At 51.0% G+C, this 16,741-nt stretch carries 14 protein-coding genes; all 14 read left to right on the top strand.

Translation table 11 applies throughout. The annotated features are described in order from the left end of the window. Positions 1-61: 61 nt before the first annotated feature. A complete protein-coding gene (locus P9H32_RS03090; protein ID WP_322607401.1) occupies positions 62-1,210 on the top strand; it encodes a hypothetical protein in 1,149 nt (382 codons plus the stop codon). Between the two features lie 2 nt (positions 1,211-1,212). Further along, entirely contained in the window at positions 1,213-2,565 is a 1,353-nt protein-coding gene (gene glmM, locus P9H32_RS03085; protein WP_322607400.1) for a phosphoglucosamine mutase, read from the top strand. Beyond that, positions 2,565-3,236, top strand: coding sequence for an ABC transporter ATP-binding protein (locus P9H32_RS03080; RefSeq protein ID WP_322607399.1), 672 nt, complete (start codon positions 2,565-2,567; stop codon positions 3,234-3,236). The genes glmM and P9H32_RS03080 overlap by 1 nt, the downstream gene beginning before the upstream one ends. Before the next feature lie 15 nt (positions 3,237-3,251). Next, the gene (gene ilvE, locus P9H32_RS03075; protein WP_322607398.1) at positions 3,252-4,121 is read left to right on the top strand and encodes a branched-chain-amino-acid transaminase; all 870 of its coding nucleotides are present in this window, start codon (positions 3,252-3,254) and stop codon (positions 4,119-4,121) included. Between the two features lie 147 nt (positions 4,122-4,268). After that, a complete protein-coding gene (locus P9H32_RS03070; protein WP_322607397.1) occupies positions 4,269-4,796 on the top strand; it encodes a UvrB/UvrC motif-containing protein in 528 nt (175 codons plus the stop codon). Continuing rightward, positions 4,793-5,857, top strand: a complete 1,065-nt coding sequence (locus P9H32_RS03065) for a protein arginine kinase (protein ID WP_322607396.1) — start codon at positions 4,793-4,795, stop codon at positions 5,855-5,857. The genes P9H32_RS03070 and P9H32_RS03065 overlap by 4 nt, the downstream gene beginning before the upstream one ends. Before the next feature lie 11 nt (positions 5,858-5,868). Further along, entirely contained in the window at positions 5,869-8,376 is a 2,508-nt protein-coding gene (locus P9H32_RS03060; protein ID WP_322607395.1) for an ATP-dependent Clp protease ATP-binding subunit, read from the top strand. A 116-nt stretch (positions 8,377-8,492) separates the two neighbouring features. Next, positions 8,493-10,220: an arginine--tRNA ligase gene (gene argS, locus P9H32_RS03055; protein ID WP_322607394.1), complete on the top strand. Its 1,728-nt coding sequence runs from the start codon at positions 8,493-8,495 to the stop codon at positions 10,218-10,220. Between the two features lie 503 nt (positions 10,221-10,723). Then, positions 10,724-11,986: a hemolysin family protein gene (locus P9H32_RS03050; RefSeq protein ID WP_322607393.1), complete on the top strand. Its 1,263-nt coding sequence runs from the start codon at positions 10,724-10,726 to the stop codon at positions 11,984-11,986. Between the two features lie 33 nt (positions 11,987-12,019). Next, a complete protein-coding gene (locus tag P9H32_RS03045; protein ID WP_322607392.1) occupies positions 12,020-12,940 on the top strand; it encodes a hypothetical protein in 921 nt (306 codons plus the stop codon). Between the two features lie 74 nt (positions 12,941-13,014). After that, positions 13,015-14,097, top strand: a complete 1,083-nt coding sequence (gene mutY, locus P9H32_RS03040; RefSeq protein ID WP_322607391.1) for an A/G-specific adenine glycosylase — start codon at positions 13,015-13,017, stop codon at positions 14,095-14,097. Next, positions 14,094-15,308 carry a hypothetical protein gene (locus P9H32_RS03035; RefSeq protein ID WP_322607390.1) on the top strand — a complete coding sequence of 405 codons (1,215 nt, stop codon included), beginning with the start codon at positions 14,094-14,096 and terminating at the stop codon, positions 15,306-15,308. The genes mutY and P9H32_RS03035 overlap by 4 nt, the downstream gene beginning before the upstream one ends. Next, on the top strand, positions 15,283-15,666 hold the full coding sequence (locus P9H32_RS03030) for a RidA family protein (RefSeq protein ID WP_322607389.1): 384 nt from the start codon (positions 15,283-15,285) through the stop codon (positions 15,664-15,666). Before P9H32_RS03035 ends, P9H32_RS03030 begins: the two co-directional genes overlap by 26 nt. Then, entirely contained in the window at positions 15,663-16,721 is a 1,059-nt protein-coding gene (locus P9H32_RS03025; RefSeq protein ID WP_322607388.1) for an FAD:protein FMN transferase, read from the top strand. Before P9H32_RS03030 ends, P9H32_RS03025 begins: the two co-directional genes overlap by 4 nt. Positions 16,722-16,741: the final 20 nt, after the last annotated feature.

Here is a 16,741-nt window from a genome sequence, read left to right as displayed (position 1 = left end):
TTCTGAGCTACATTCAGCGCTCTTTTTCCAAAGTCTGGAAACTGTTTTCAGGAGTTAATGAATGCGTTCAACATCGGATTGGCTGAAGCTCGGGGTTTTTATCGGCAATGAAGTCGACTGCGGCAGGATTGCTGCTGACGCGGTCATACATCCGGGCTGCCGCGTCCAGGGAGCTGAGACCTCCATCGGCCCCGGTTCTGTTTTGGGGGCGGAATCGCCCGTAACGATCCACAACTGCCAGCTGGGCCGAAAGGTAGAACTCAAGGGCGGATACATCAACGGTGCGGTTTTCCTGGATGAATCCAGCATCGGTAGCGATTCCCATGTTCGACCGGGAACGATTCTTGAAGAGCAGGCCGGTTGCGCCCATGCTGTCGGCCTGAAACAGAGCATTCTTTTTCCGTTTGTAACGGGAGGAAGTCTGATTAATTTTTGCGATGCTCTGATGGCCGGCGGAACCAGCCGTAAAGATCATTCTGAAATCGGTTCGTCCTATGTGCACTTTAATTTTACGCCGCATCACGACAAAGCAACCGCCTCACTGATCGGCGATGTTCCCAATGGGGTTTTTCTTGATAATAAGCCGATTTTTCTCGGAGGGCAGGGGGGACTGGTCGGTCCGGCGCGCATCACGTACGGCTCGATTATTGCCGCCGGCGGCGTATGTCGCGAAGACCTGCTGCAACCGGACAAACTGCACATTCCGGAGGCACCGAAATCCGGAACACGAGATTATCGCACCGGCGTTTACCGAAGGGCTGACCGGATTGTGCGGAATAATCTCCTGTATATAGGCAATCTGCTTGCACTGCGGGCATGGTACGAAAATGTGCGGAAAAAATTTATCCGCGATGTTTTTGATGAGGCGGCACTCGAAGGCGGAAAAAAGAATCTGGATCTGGTTTTGACGGAGCGGATCAAACGTCTTGATGATTTATCTGAAAATTTTAAAGCGTCTTTCCAATGGCTGGAAAACAACCGCGGAACCCCCGGGGAAATTGCGATTCAAAAACGTTTTTCGCGGGAATGGCCGGAAATGAAGTTGCGGTTGCAGGGACTGAGCTCCCAGCCGCCAGACGTTTTTTTCCAGGGATTGGAAATTAAAAATTCGTATATTGAAACAATACAATCACTGCCACCTGCAATTCGGAAATCCGGAAACGCGTGGCTGCAGTCGATTGTAAATGAAACAGCAGGACTTTGGGCATAATCATGGGAAAACTATTCGGAACAGACGGAGTGCGCGACCGCGCGAATCAGGGAAATATGACCGTTGAAACGGCCATAAAGCTTGGGCGCGCTGTGGCAATAAAATTCAAAAATGAACATGATCCGGAACAATGGCCGGCCATTGTGATTGGTCGCGATCCGCGTCTGAGCGGTGCCATGCTGGAATCAGCGCTGGCCGCCGGCGTCTGTTCTGCGGGGGTAGATGCACATCTGCTCGGCATTGTGCCCACGCCGGCAGTAGCAGCGATTGCGGTGCAGACCGGCGCGGTGGCGGGACTGATGGTTTCGGCGTCGCACAATCCCTATTTCGACAACGGAATCAAGGTATTCAAAGGCGATGGATTTAAACTTTCCGATGCCGAGGAGGCGGAAATTGAAGCGTTATTTTTCAGCGAGCAGAAAGAGTTGCCGGTCGATGACGGTGTCGGCGCCGTGTTCCAGCTGGGTAATTCGACGCAGATTTATTCTGAATTCTGCCTCGATACGATTGAAGCCGAGCAACCATTCAGCGGTTTGAAACTGGTGCTGGACTGCTCCAACGGGGCAACCAGCGATTGCGCCGAAAAGATTTTTTCCGAGCTCGGAGCCGATGTGACGGTAATTCATGATCAGCCTGACGGCCTTAACATTAATGAAAACTGCGGTTCACAGCATACGGAAATGCTGCAGCGCAAAGTCCGCAAACTCCAGGCGCATGCCGGGCTGGCGTTTGACGGCGACGGCGACCGCCTTATTGCCGTGGACGAAAAAGGCACCGAATTAACCGGCGATCAGATTATGGCCATCTGCGCCCGGTCATACAAAAAAACCAATGATCTCAAAAACAATATCGTGGTGGCCACGGTGATGAGCAATATGGGCTTCCATGCGGCGATGAAGGCCAATGGAATTAAGACGGAATCCGCAGGCGTCGGCGACCGCAAGGTGCTGGAGCTGATGAAAAAAAAAGGGGCAGTGCTGGGAGGCGAGGATTCCGGGCATATGATTTTTCTGGATTGCCATACAACCGGAGACGGCATTGTCTCAGGCATCAAGCTGGTGCAGACTCTGAAACAGTCCGGAAAAAAGCTATCCGAGCTGGCAGGCATCATGACGCCGTTCCCACAGCAGCTGATTAATGTGGATGTGCAGCAAAAACCGGATATCCGCGATGTTCCAGCCCTTGAAAAAGCCATAACTGCGGCTGAAGCCGAACTGGGCGATGAGGGGCGCGTACTGATCCGTTATTCCGGAACGCAACCGATGTGTCGTGTGATGGTGGAGGGTCCGACGGAGGAGCAGACCCGGACGATTGCAGAAAAACTGGCCGACGTGGTGAAAAGTGAGCTGGGCTAATGGATAACGTACTGGTTGCAGAGCAGATAGACCGGACCTATCGGATTGGAAAAACGTCGCTGAATGTGCTGAATAAGGTGTCGCTGAATGTCGCGGCCGGCGAAATGCTGGCAATTATGGGGCAGAGCGGTTCGGGAAAAAGCACGCTGCTCCATGTGCTCGGCGGGCTGGACCGCCCAAAGTCCGGAACGGTATCTTTCCGGGGACAGAATGTGTACAGCATGCCGGCCAGAAAGCTGGCCCAATTCCGTGCCGAAAATGTAGGCTATGTCTTTCAGTCGTTTCATCTGCTTCCCGAGCTGGATATTGTGGAAAATGTGGCGCTTCCGGCGATGAGTATTCAGCCGGCCAGAGAAGCCAAAATCCGGGCCAGGGAACTGTTGGAGGAAGTTGGGCTGGGCGAACGGATCGGCCATCGGCCGCAGGAGCTTTCCGGCGGCGAACAGCAGCGTGTGGCCATTGCGCGGGCACTGATCAACGAACCGGATATTATTTTTGCCGACGAACCGACCGGAAACCTGGATTCAACGACCGGTGAAAAAGTGTTGAATTATTTGTTTCAACTGCTCGGGACCAGAAGGCATACTCTCGTGCTTGTTACCCATTCTCAGGAAGTGGCATCCCGCTGTTCCCGTGAACTGTTTCTGAAGGATGGTGTTTTAGTACAGTAAGGATTGTTTTTTGAAATGAAAATTTTTTTAGGTGATAAGCTGGTTGATGAAAAAGATGCTGTGGTTTCCGTATTTGACCATGGGCTGTTGTATGGCGACGGCGTTTTTGAAGGTATTCGGGCCTATAACGGCAGGGTATTTCTGTTGGACGAACATATCGAGCGTCTGTACGACTCCGCTCAGGCGATTGCGCTGAAGATTCCGATGACGCGAAAGCAGATGAAACAAGCCGTCGTGGACACCTGCAAAGCAAATGAAATTTCGGACGGATACATTCGCCTGGTGGTTACCCGAGGAAAGGGCACATTGGGCCTGAATCCGTATCTCTGCGATAAGGCCGAAGTCATCATTATTGCAGCAAAAATCCAGCTCTATCCGCAGGAACTCTACGATAACGGACTGAAAATCGTAACCGTTGGAACAATCCGCAATCATCCGGAGGCCATCAATCCGCGCATTAAGAGCCTGAATTATCTTAATAACGTTATCGCAAAAATCGAGGCGATCAACGCGGGTTGCATGGAATGTCTGATGCTGAATCATAAAGGGGAAGTGGCGGAAGCTTCCGGTGACAATATTTTTGCGGTTAAAAACGGGGTTATCACCACACCGCCGAGTACGTGCGGTGCTTTGGAAGGACTGACCCGCAATAAAGTCATGGAACTTGCCCGTGAAGCCGGCTACGAAATGCGTGAAGCGCCAATGGCGCGCTATGACCTCTACGTGGCGGACGAAGTATTCCTGACCGGAACAGCCGCTGAAATTATTTCGGTGGTCGATGTAGACAAACGCGAAATCGGCGGCGGAAAACCCGGAGAAATTACCCGGAAGCTGGCCGAGCTTTACCATCAGGCTGCCCGCTCCGAGGGTACGCCGATCGAGTAAATGACGGTTTTGAAGAATGTTGCAAAACCACGGCGTGCGGCCTTTGCATCTGCGCGGCGTGGTTTTTACGTTCATCAAAAGGTTTGCACACCGACAATCCAACGAATTACCCTTCAGAGTGTCTTAGAGGAAAACAGGATTTTTTTCATGAAATGTGAATGTTGCAAAGAGAAAGAGGCCACCATCCACCTGACGCAGGTAATTGACGGTGAAGTGAAAAAACTGAACCTCTGTCAGGCGTGCGCCCAGAAAAACGGAATCGACCTCAATTCGCCGATTTCGATCACGGATGTTTTGCTGGGACTCGGCAATCAGCCAAGCGGCAGCACCCCGGAGGCCGATGATTCGGTTTTCGATCTGAGCTGCAGCCGCTGTCAGATGCCCCGTGCCGAATTTAAAAAACGGGCCCGGCTGGGATGCCCCGAGTGCTACAATGCCTTTATGGGGGAACTTAACGCGATTACCCAGGCCATGCACCACAGCCGACAGCATGTCGGAAAAATCCCCGCCCGCCAGGGCAACGAAGCGCGTATGACCGCACAGATCGCCGCCCTCCAGAAGGATATCGAAACCGCAATCGCTAAAGAAGAATATGAGATTGCCGCGACTTTGCGTGATAAGATCCGCCTGCTGAAAGAGAGTGGGGCCATCCCCGCTGAAGGAGACGAAACATGACGCTGGACGATATGGTAAAACGCCACGGCAGCTGGCTGGAGGCCGGTATTGACGAGGGGCCTGTGATCAGCAGTCGTATTCGTCTGGCCCGCAATGTCGAAGAATATTGTTTTCCGGGCTGGGCGAGTGAAGAGGAAAATCAGGCGGTCTGGACGGAGACCTCAGAGATTTTCCATTCTTTGGAACAACCGTTTTTATCATGGAACATGCACGATACGGATACGCTGGATAAAGAAATACTTTTTGAGCGACATCTGATCAGTCAGGAGCTGGCGCAGCAGGATGACAGCTGCGGCGTTTTCGTCACGCGCGATGAGTGCCTTTCCATTATGGTAAACGAGGAGGATCACATTCGGATCCAATCGTTGCAGCCTGGTCTCAATCTACAGGGGGCCTGGGCGGCAGCGGACAAAATTGACGATGAACTGGAATCGAAGCTCACCTATGCTTTCTCACCGAAACTCGGCTATTTAACATCTTGCCCGTCAAATGTCGGCACAGGCATGCGGGCATCGGTAATGCTGCACCTTCCGGCGCTCGTACTGATGGAGGAAATGGATCCGGTGATCAACGGGATCTCAAAAATCGGCCTGGCAGTGCGCGGAATGTGGGGCGAAGGTACGGAAGCGGCCGGAAACATGTTCCAGGTTTCCAACCAGATTACATTGGGCCGGCGTGAAGATGAGATTATCTCCCACCTTGAACAGATCGTCCTTGAATTGATTGAACATGAGAATAATGCACGCATCCGTCTGATGAACGAGCGGTCCATTGTCGTGGAAGATCATGTATCGCGAGCATTCGGCCTTCTTTCAAACGCCAAACTTATGACCAGCGGCGAGGCCCTGAACCTGCTCTCCACGCTTCGGCTCGGGCTGGACCTCGGCATGCTGACGCAGTTTTCCCGACGGGAGCTGGACATGATGTTTATTTCCATTCAGCCGGCCCATCTGCAGAAACTGGAAACCAAAGGGCTGGAGCCGGAGGAGCGCGATGTTGTGCGGGCGCGGAAGTTGCGGGATTTTATGGAAAATGCTACGGATTCGAACGGTAAAAACTAAAGGTAGAAGAAATGGATAATTTTACACCACGGGCGCAGCAGGTGCTGCAGCTGGCACGGAAAGAAGCTGACCGCTTCAATCACGGCTACGTCGGCACAGAGCATATTCTTCTGGGCTTGATTGCGCTGGGACACGGCGTTGCAGTGAATGCACTGCAGGCATTGGGAATCGATCTCGCCTCGGTCCGGCTGGAAGTTGAAAAAGCCGTCGGCACCGGGCCGGAGACCAAAACCATTGGAAATATTCCTTTTACACCGCGTGCCAAAAAAGTGCTGGCACTTTCAGCAAGTGAAGCCCGCGGACTGGGCCACAGCTATGTGGGCACAGAGCATATTCTGCTCGGACTGCTTCGCGAAGGGGAAGGTATTGCCGCACGGGTACTCGAAAACCTCGGCGTGGATCTCGATGAAACCCGCTATGAAATCATGAAAACCCTCGACCCCGATTATGACCCGGCAGCAGAAGGAGAATATGAAGACGAGGGCGGCGACCCTGAGCCCCCGCCGATCGGCGGCGGACAGACGCGCGGTAAAGGAAAAACCAAAACGCCGGCGCTTAATACCTTCGGGCGTGATCTGACTAAACTGGCCAAGGATGGTGAACTGGACCCGGTGATCGGCAGAAAAGATGAGATCGAACGGGTCATTCAGATTCTCTGCCGCCGCACCAAAAATAATCCGGTGTTGCTCGGTGAAGCAGGCGTCGGAAAAACAGCAATTGCTGAAGGGCTTGCCCAGGTCATTCAGGAAGGCAATGTGCCGGATCTGCTGATCGATAAAAAAGTGATTACGCTGGATCTGGCGCTGATGGTTGCAGGAACCAAATACCGCGGTCAGTTCGAAGAACGCATCAAAGCCGTCATGGATGAAATCCGCAAAGAGAAGAATATCATTCTGTTTCTCGATGAACTCCACACCATCGTCGGCGCAGGATCGGCGGAAGGCACCATGGATGCCGCAAACATCATTAAACCGGCGCTGTCGCGCGGTGAACTGCAGTGTATTGGAGCCACCACACTGAAGGAATACCGTAAATATATCGAAAAGGATGCCGCACTCGAACGCCGGTTCCAGACCGTAAATGTGAAAGAGCCTTCTGTCGAAGACGCCGTTGAAATTCTTAAAGGATTGCGCGGAAAATACGAAGAACATCATCATGCCACCTTCACCGACGATGCAATGAAGACCGCAGTTGAATGCTCTGCCCGTTATCTGCCTGACCGTTTCCTGCCTGACAAGGCGATTGACCTAATCGATGAAGCCGGCGCACGCGCGCGCATCAACAGCATGAGCCGCCCGCCGGAGCTGAAACAGCTGGAAGAGGAAATTCACGATTTCGAAACCAAAAAGAACGACGCTATCCACGAACAGAAATTCGAGGATGCGGCTAATTTCCGCGATCAGGAGCGCCAGAGCAAAGAAAAGCTGGATCAGCTGCTCGAAGAGTGGCGTAAAACGCGTGATGAAAATAAGTCGGTAGTGGACGATGAAGACATCATGGTTGTCGTTTCAAAGTGGACCGGAATTCCGGTAATGAAGATGGGCGAAAAAGAGATGGAACGCCTGCTTCGTATCGAGGATGTTGTCGGCCAGCAGGTGGTTGGCCAGGGCGAAGCCGTAAGCGCAGTCTCCCGTGCATTGCGGCGTTCGAGGGCGGATCTGAAAGACCCGAAACGTCCCATCGGCTCCTTTATCTTTCTGGGACCGACCGGCGTGGGAAAAACCATGCTGGCCAAAACTCTGGCTGATTTTATGTTTGATGATCCGGAATCATTCATCCAGATCGACATGTCAGAATATATGGAAAAATTCAATGCATCCCGTCTGGTAGGTTCACCTCCGGGCTATGTAGGGCACGAAGAGGGGGGACAGCTGACTGAACGGGTTCGCCGTCGGCCGTATTCCGTTGTGCTGTTCGATGAAGTCGAAAAAGCCCACCCGGATGTTATGCACATGCTGCTGCAGATTCTCGAGGAGGGTCGACTGACTGACAGCCTTGGCCGCAGCGTGGATTTCCGCAATACGGTAGTCATCATGACTTCAAATCTAGGCGCTCAGGAAGTGAAGAAATCCGGTTCCCTTGGTTTTTCTCCCTCGAATGAAGAAGCCGACTTTGCCAAGCTGAAGGAAATGATGATCGGTGTAGCCAAGAAGACCTTCAAGCCGGAGCTGCTGAACCGCCTCGATGACATGATCGTATTCCGCGAACTGACCAAAGAAGACTTGGAAACAATCATTAATCTCGAACTGGCCAACATTCAGAACCGCGTGCTCGGCCGAAATATCGAACTTAAAATCACCAAGCCCGCCCGGAATTTCCTGCTGGAAAAAGGATACGACAAAGCCTACGGAGCGCGTCAGCTGCGTCGCACCGTTGAACGTTTCCTTGAAGATCCGCTGGCCGAAGAAATCCTGCGCGGGCATATCGAAAATAACTCGGTGGTCACTGTGAAAGCCAATAAGGAATCGTTGACTTTTAAAGGGGTTCCTGTGGTTGAAGAAACTGCAGCCGAGGAATAAAAAAACTTCCAGCCCTTGGAAGAAACTGATCCCCGTTTTTCCAGACTCAGGAAAACGGGGATTGATTTTTACAGAGTCGGAAAATAAGGTCCGCCTCTTTTTACGGAGTTAAAATTATGCGTGAGTTTGCCACTTTTGAGGAACGCCTTTCGGCCTGGACGACCGAGGCGATGAAGTCGATTTTTGATCTGGGCGATATTGAGGTTAATTTGGGGGTGTCGCCAACCAATAATGAAAAGTTCGGCGATTACCAGTGCAATGCCGCCATGGTATTGGCTAAACAGCTTAAAAAGGCGCCGCGCGAAATTGCCCAGCAGTTTGCGGAATCGGCTGAACTGCCTGATTTTGTCAAAAAAATAGAAATTGCAGGTCCGGGCTTTATAAACTTTTTTCTATCGAACACGGCGCTGGCTGATTATATCCAGACGCTGGAAAAAGATCCGAATTTGGGAGCAGAGCAGGTGGGCGAGGGGAAGAAGGTCATTATCGACTATTCCAGCCCCAATGTGGCGAAATCGATGCATATCGGCCATATTCGCTCAACCGTAATCGGCAATGCCATTGACCGGCTGTTTCGTTTTCTTGGCTATGATGTGATTGCAGACAATCATTTGGGAGACTGGGGCACTCAGTTCGGCCTGATGCTGGTGGGATATCGCGAGTTTGTGAAGGAAAAAGCACTGGCCGAATCCCCGGTCGAAGAACTCGAACGGATTTATGTGGCGAGTTATAATAAATCAAAAGAAGATGACTCCTGGCGTGATCTCGCTAAAGCCGAACTGGTCAAACTCCAGCAGGGCGATGAGGAAAACCGCAAGCTTTGGGAAAAATTTATTGAACTGTCCATTGGTGAGTTTGACACGATTTATGATCGTCTCGGCGTAAAATTTGATCTGTATCGCGGGGAAAGTTTCTATAACGACCGCCTGCCTGAAATTATTCGGGCTCTGGAGGAAAAGGGGCTCGCGAAAAAAAGCGACGGCGCACTGATCGTTGATCTGGAAGAAGACGGAATGCCGATCTGCATCGTGCGTAAAAGTGATGGGGGATATAATTATGCCACCACCGATCTGGCCACGGTGGAATCACGCATTGAAGAGTTTGATCCAGATCGGATCATCTATGTAACCGATGAGCGTCAGCAGTTACATTTTAAGCAGTTTTTCACCATCGCCGACAAGCTGGAGATGAAAGCGAATCTGGTGCATGTATGGTTTGGCCTGATGCGTCTTCCAGAGGCCACATTTTCCACTCGCGAAGGCAATGTAATCAAACTTTCTGCCATGCTGGATGAAGCAGAGGCGCGTGCCCTTAAGATGGTAAAATCAAGCAGCCCGGATATGCCTGAGGAACAGCAGAAGGACTTGGCAAAAGCGATTGGAATCGGAGCCATAAAATATACAGATCTGAGCCAGAATCCACAGAGTCTGGTGACATTCACCTGGGAAAAAGCGCTGAATATGGAAGGTAATTCAGCGCCATATCTGCAATATGCGTACGCCCGGATTTCGTCGGTTTATGATAAGTGGAAAGCACAGTTTCCGGGCACAGAGCTCACCGATTGTTCGATCCGGATTGAACACGAAATCGAACGGCGTCTGGCGGTTAAATTAACCCGTTTTCCTGCCGCCGTTCGCGCTGCTGCCGATAATTACCGACCGAACATTATGGCGGATTATCTTTATGACCTTGCCCAGATCTACAGCAGTTTTTATCAGAATGTACCATTTCTTAAAGCCGACAAAGGCATTCGGGAAAGTCGTATTCGGCTGTGCAGAAACACCGCCCGAACCCTGAAACAAGGATTGGAGCTTCTCGGAATCGAGACCAGAGAACGCATCTGATTAACCGCTTTTTTTCTGCAACCGGCACAATTCAGTGCCGGTTTTTTTTGTGCCCAATTAAAAGAATGAATATTAAAAATCGGTTGTATGCATAGTCGGTTTTCCTTCGCCCATAATAGGAGCAAAAAGACGGATGTTTCATTGGGCGGCAAGGGCCGGGGGCCGTCCGGATCACAACCTGACTCTATTAAATGTTACCCGGTGAGTTATTCACAGTTATCCACATTTTTATCAACAATCAGTACGTCGCATAATATATATTATGTCTAATACAAGTGCTGAAAGCAATCTACATGTGGTATTTTCACAGAACGATAAGAAATATAAGATACTATGATAAAACGCTGAGGTCATGACAGTTGCACCGTTTAAAAAAAGGAAAACCGTTGAAATTTTACGAGCCTATCTTTTTCAAATACTGTTTGTCTGGTAAATACACCTCTCTTTAGTTTATCAGTTGTACAACGCGGGCGGAACAGAGTCAGGAAAGGCCGCTCGAATTTATGAATGAGTTAGATAGCGAATATTTTTTATACAGTCTTTTCACCCTGAGCGCCGCCAGCTTTCTGGCCTCCATATATGCTTCATTAAAAGCCACGGGCGATGCCGGACTTCCCCGCCTGATTGAGCGGAATGCTCGGCATATCAACCTGCTTAAATTCTGGAAGAATCGGTGGGACCTTCTTTGCAAAAGCACTCGACTGATATTGACCTTATCGGCCATCGGCACATTCACCCTGTGTTATCTTGCCCTTCGGGATTACACACTGTGGATCACACTTCCCGGACTGTTTGCCCTTGCGCTTGTATACATGGTTGTTGCACGAATCGTCCCGCATGTTCTTTCCGAAAGTTATGCTGACCGGATTTCAATTGCGGTCCTTCCTGTCATCGGAACACTTACACTGGCACTTTACATCTTCGTAAGACCCCTTCAATATATCGAGGATTTTCTATTGCGCCACGCAATGTCAACTTCCGATGAAGACGACCGGCCATCGACCGAGGATGAAATTAAAAGTCTAATCGACGAAACTGACGAGGAGGCGCTTGAAGAAGAAGAACGTGAAATCATTCGCAGTGTTTTTGAATTTGGTGACACCGTAGCGCGTGAAATTATGACCCCCAGAATAGATATCCACGGTTTTAAAGATACGCTAAGCATTGAGGAATGTATTGATGAAGTGCGGGAATCCCGTTTTTCCCGTTTTCCGGTATATCACGAAAACATTGACGACGTGATCGGGATGGTACACGTAAAAGATCTGCTGAAACTGATCTCTTCCCGAAATTCGGGCGATGGACTGACCATCAGTCAACTGGCAAAGAAAATGGTATTTATTCCGGAAACGATGCCGATTAATGACGTACTTCAGCTTATGAAAAAAAGTCGGTCCCAGATGGTTTTGGTTGTGGATGAATACGGCGGCACCGAAGGACTCGTGACCATGGAAGACATCATCGAAGAACTGGTTGGAGAAATTGAGGATGAATATGACCTCAAGGAAAAAAATCTCCATCGCAGACCGGACGGTTCAATCATGGTGCTGGCACGGATGCCCATCTATGAACTGAATGAAGAACTTTCGGCCCGGCTTCCGGAAAGCGATGAATATGATTCGCTCGGCGGATATATTTTTTCCATGCTCGGCCGCATTCCGCGCGCCGGCGAACGCCTGGACGTTCCCGGATTCGAACTCCGGATCAATTCCGCCACGCAGCGGCAGATTCAGGTTGTCCATATGGTGCCGGTTAAGAACGTCTGAGTTTGTAATGAATCAGCCCGCGGGGAAATAATCATGAAACGGTATACCTTCAAACTTGCACTCATTCTGACTCTGCTGGTTGGCAACGCCATGGCAGCGGACGATCTAAAAACCTACTACGAAAATCAGAAGGCTGAAATACGGCCTTCATTCACAGCTCCGCAACTCGGCTCACAAGTATCGCTACGCATAGCCAACGGCCAGTCGCGCAGCGGAATCCTGATGAAGCTCGGCAGCGATTCAATCACCCTCATGTCGGAAACCGGCACCACAATCCATTACAAAAGAAGCGCACTGCACGAAACCTCCCGCGCACAGTTTTTTGCCGAGGATTATGCTCACGTTAAAGCCCTTGAAAAAACCAGACAGTATAAAGGCGAGCTGCATAAAAACCATCTGGCACAACAGGCGGCAGAGATACACGACGGCCGAATTTCCGTGAGCGCTAAAACCGAAAAAAGCTCGGACAAAAAAGTAGAGAAAGAAGAGCGTGAGCTGAAGCAAAGCGGAGAAAAACGCGTATATACCACCACAACCAAAACCTATACCGAACAGGTAAACCTTAATATCGACATTTATAATCAAGCCGTTCATCCGGACACCTTCTCACTGGAATATTTCTTTTTCGGCCAGCGAATTGCCAAAGGCGAACAGACCGATAAAAAGGACGATGAAGTATCCCCGGGAACCCTGAGCGTGAAAGACAAAGGGCTCCGGAAGGTGACGATTGATTCCCGCGGAAAAAAAAGTATTAAGCTGGTATCAAAACCTTTCATCATTACTAAAACCGAAGTTGATACCGGCAGCAGATACTCCTCAAACCGCGAACCGTCTGTGGCCGGCAACGAAAGTGCCGGCTGGCTGGTACTGCTGCTCTACGACGGCCGCATTCTCGACCGGAAAGCCAGCAGCAGCACCTACCTCTCTGATGAGTGGATTGAGAAATACCGCTAATCTGTGCTCGACCCGGCTTCCAGTCTCTGGAAAATACGCCCCGGTTTCCAATTATTGGAAACGGGGCTTATTATATGAATCAGTTTCAGAATATAAAACGAGCGGTACCGAACCGCCTGCTGCCGTGGTTTGCTGAAAACAAACGAAGCATGCCGTGGCGGAGCAACCGCACCCCTTACCGGGTATGGATTTCAGAGCTGATGCTGCAGCAGACGCGTGTGGATCAGGCCACCCCCTACTTTCACCGGTTTATGAAACGGTTTCCCTCGATGAAGTCGCTTGCGGCCGCTTCGCAGGAGGAAGTGCTGAAAATGTGGGAGGGGCTGGGTTATTATTCCCGTGCACGTAATCTGCACAAAGCCGCCCGCATCATCGTTACCGAGCACCACGGCCGCTTTCCCGCAACGGCCGAAGAGATTATTAAACTGCCCGGCGTTGGAAGCTATACGGCCGCGGCTATCGGTTCGCTGGCTTTTAATCTCGATCTGGCCGTGCTGGACGGCAACGTGATTCGTGTACTTTCGCGTCTGTTCGCCTATACAAAGGATACCCGCTCGACGGCCGCAAAAAAGGAACTCCAACAATGGGCCGATGATCTGCTGGTACGAGGGCGCGCCGGCGATTTTAATGAAGCCATGATGGAGCTCGGGGCCACGGTGTGTTTGCCGAAAAATCCGAACTGTTCCGCCTGTCCCCTCTCCCGCTGCTGTGCCGCGAGGGCCGAAGGGAATCCGCTTGAATATCCCAAAAAAGCCCCGAAGAAAAAAATGCCGCATATCATTGTCGGGGCCGCTGTGGTGACCAACGCAAAAGGTGAAGTGCTCATTGCCCAGCGCCGTACCGAGGATATGCTCGGCGGACTGTGGGAATTTCCCGGCGGGAAACTGGAAGAAGGTGAAACCCTTGAAACCTGCGTGGCGAGAGAACTGAAAGAAGAGCTCGGCATCGAGGTGGAAGTCGGAAAATTTCTAATTAAAGTAAAACACGCATACAGCCATTTTACAATGGATCTGCATACTTATTTTGCGACAATTAAATCCGGCTGTCCCCGTGCCATCGAATGCCGGGATTTTCAATGGATGGATATTTCCAGCCTCCGGAAAGTTCCGTATTCGAAGGCAGACCTGAAAATTATTGACGCTCTGGAGAAACAATGAAGCAGCTGCTGATTATGCTATGCCTGTGCGGTTCTGCGCTGGCCGAGCCCTTCGAATGCATGCTCGCGATCACGCGGCAGGATCCGTCCATGGACTGGTGGTATGCTGTACCGGACAACTTTGAACCGCAAATCACGAATATTGATGCCGTACACAAAGGCGAATATTTCTGCATTCTGCCGGTTTTTAAAAATTACAGCACCGATCCCGGCGGTGCGGCCGGCATTTCATTCAATCTTAAACTCACAAAACCGAATGGAAAAACGCAGCTCGATCTTAAAGAGCTTGAAGGACACATCGGTCTGGCTTCGACCCCGGACCGGCTGCCGGCACAGGCGGTGGTTAACCTCTGTTTTGATGCGGCGGATGATTTCGGCGATTATTCGGTTGAAGTCACCGCCATTGATAAAGTCAGCAACCAGACCAATGTGCAGCAACGGGTGATTTCGCTACAACCTTTTGAAACGGAAAAACTGTCTAAAGAGGAGCGAGAAAACCTGTTTTTTTCCTATGTCACCTCCCCTGCTCCATCCAAAGCTCTGGCGTCATTCCTACAAATTGAACAATCTTTTTTCAATGAGGAGAAAGAGCCGATCTGGTCAGCGATCTGGTTTTTCAAAACGGTGTTCGAACGAAATGAGTTTCTGATTCCGCATCTGTTGGATGAGTATGCTTTTCTGAACCCGAAACAGCAGAAGGATATTATCTTTCTGCTGACATTGCTGGGGCAAACCGAAAAACTGCCCCGGCTTTCCGGTGATATGAAACGCTTTGAGCGCCTGATGGCCGCGGGTCGTATTCCGGACCCTTATGATGACATCACCATGCCCAAACAGCTCGATATGCTCTGGGCTGAATTTTTCGCCACGGGAACCGTCAGGCCCCTGCGGCAGATTGTCTGCTCACTCGAGTTGATTGAACACACCGGCACGCTGGAGCGCATCCAGTCCGGTGAATTAGATCCCAATGAACTTGAAGTATATCGCGAAGGCATGCTGGAAGCCGTTTTCCAGGCGGCTCTATGGTCGCTGAAAAGCAACTGTATTCAGGTTCCGCTGGTAAAGCAGTATTGCATCGGTCTGCTGCTCTCTGACGAATTGCCTAAACCGGCGGCGGCGACATTGGCAATGCTTCTGCAGTCATTGGAAAACCCGTCCTCTGTTGATAAAGAAAAGGAAGCGACAAATGAAAAAGATTATAAGCACCAGTAAGGCCCCGGAACCCATTGGCCCATACAATCAGGCGGTTCAATGCGGAAACCTGCTCTACACCTCCGGTCAGATTCCGGTGAACCCCGAAACGGGAACCAAAGTTGAGGGCGGAATAAAAGAGCAGACGATTCAGGTGCTGGAAAACCTCAAGGCCGTTTTGGCTGAGGCCGGAACTTCGCTGGACCGGGCCGTTAAAACAACAGTCTTTCTCCAGGACATGAACGAATTTGCTGAATTCAACGGCGTTTATGCCGAGTATTTTGATGAAGAAACTGCGCCCGCGCGTTCAACCGTGCAGGTGGCCGCATTGCCGATCGGCGCGCGGGTTGAAATTGAACTGATTGCGGAACTCGCATGACCCCGAAACAGGTCAGAAAGTCACTTATTGCGCTGGTCGTTATTCTGGTGTTGACCGTCGGCGGCATGCTGCGCTCGGTAACCCTCGAAAACCCCGCCACCGGCGGGGAGACGATGGGTACCGGTTACAGCGTAAAAATTACCGGCAAGGTGAAGCAGAAAGCACTGGAGCAGATTTATGAGCAGATTCAGGCACGGCTGACGGAAATCAACCGACAGATGTCGACGTGGGATCCGGACAGTGAAATTTCGCGATTCAACCATTCCCGATCGCTCGACGGGTTTCAATGTTCGGAAGAATTTGCACAGGTGGTTCGCCGGGCACTGGAATTGAGCGAGAAATCGGGCGGCGCGTTTGACCCCACCTTGCAGCCCCTGCTCAACCTCTGGGGCTTCGGCAGCGAAGGCCACGATCGAAATGTGCCGGACGAAGAGGCCATTCGGATTGTTAAAGAGACAACCGGAGCCGACAAACTGAGCATCGATGCATCGTCCAGACTTTTGAAAACTGAACCCGAAATTTCGCTGGCGCTCGGGGCCATTGCCAAAGGCTATGGAGTGGATGAAGTAGGTAAAATTCTTGCCCAGGCCGGGCTCGAAAACTGGTTTATTGAAATCGGCGGCGAAGTGCTGGCCTCCGGCGTAAACCCGGATGGTGTGCCTTGGCGTATCGGCATTCAGTATCCCACCACGAACCCGATGAGCAGCAAACTGCAGGGTATTGTCAGTGTAAAAGGCGGCGCAATTGCAACGTCGGGTAATTACCGGAATTATATGGAAGAAGACGGTGTCATTTATTCGCATATTCTGGATCCGCGGACGGGACGTGCCGTAAAATCCCATACAGCAAGCGTAACCGTAAGCGCACCGAACTGTATGGATGCGGATGCGTTGGCTACAGCGCTTTTTGTGATGGGACCGGAAGAAGGAATTTCGTGGGTGGAGTCCCTTGATGAGGTGGAAACTATGTTTTTGATCCGCGATGAAACCGGAAAAATTGCTGAACGATTTAGTTCGGGCTTCGAGCAGGCCACAGGCTATAGTTCCGCCCTTTAATTTTGAAAAACAGGAGTACG

Source organism: Pontiella agarivorans (genome assembly GCF_034531395.1).
Lineage (GTDB): Bacteria > Verrucomicrobiota > Kiritimatiellia > Kiritimatiellales > Pontiellaceae > Pontiella > Pontiella agarivorans.
This window is presented reverse-complemented; position numbering and strand designations above follow the sequence as displayed.

Bases quoted from the DNA above. Each gene is read 5' to 3' on its own strand.
- P9H32_RS03090 (WP_322607401.1), top strand. From the start codon at position 62: ATGCGTTCAACATCGGATTGGCTGAAGCTCGGGGTTTTTATCGGCAAT.
- glmM (WP_322607400.1), top strand. From the start codon at position 1,213: ATGGGAAAACTATTCGGAACAGACGGAGTGCGCGACCGCGCGAATCAG.
- P9H32_RS03080 (WP_322607399.1), top strand. From the start codon at position 2,565: ATGGATAACGTACTGGTTGCAGAGCAGATAGACCGGACCTATCGGATT.
- ilvE (WP_322607398.1), top strand. From the start codon at position 3,252: ATGAAAATTTTTTTAGGTGATAAGCTGGTTGATGAAAAAGATGCTGTG.
- P9H32_RS03070 (WP_322607397.1), top strand. From the start codon at position 4,269: ATGAAATGTGAATGTTGCAAAGAGAAAGAGGCCACCATCCACCTGACG.
- P9H32_RS03065 (WP_322607396.1), top strand. From the start codon at position 4,793: ATGACGCTGGACGATATGGTAAAACGCCACGGCAGCTGGCTGGAGGCC.
- P9H32_RS03060 (WP_322607395.1), top strand. From the start codon at position 5,869: ATGGATAATTTTACACCACGGGCGCAGCAGGTGCTGCAGCTGGCACGG.
- argS (WP_322607394.1), top strand. From the start codon at position 8,493: ATGCGTGAGTTTGCCACTTTTGAGGAACGCCTTTCGGCCTGGACGACC.
- P9H32_RS03050 (WP_322607393.1), top strand. From the start codon at position 10,724: ATGAATGAGTTAGATAGCGAATATTTTTTATACAGTCTTTTCACCCTG.
- P9H32_RS03045 (WP_322607392.1), top strand. From the start codon at position 12,020: ATGAAACGGTATACCTTCAAACTTGCACTCATTCTGACTCTGCTGGTT.
- mutY (WP_322607391.1), top strand. From the start codon at position 13,015: ATGAATCAGTTTCAGAATATAAAACGAGCGGTACCGAACCGCCTGCTG.
- P9H32_RS03035 (WP_322607390.1), top strand. From the start codon at position 14,094: ATGAAGCAGCTGCTGATTATGCTATGCCTGTGCGGTTCTGCGCTGGCC.
- P9H32_RS03030 (WP_322607389.1), top strand. From the start codon at position 15,283: ATGAAAAAGATTATAAGCACCAGTAAGGCCCCGGAACCCATTGGCCCA.
- P9H32_RS03025 (WP_322607388.1), top strand. From the start codon at position 15,663: ATGACCCCGAAACAGGTCAGAAAGTCACTTATTGCGCTGGTCGTTATT.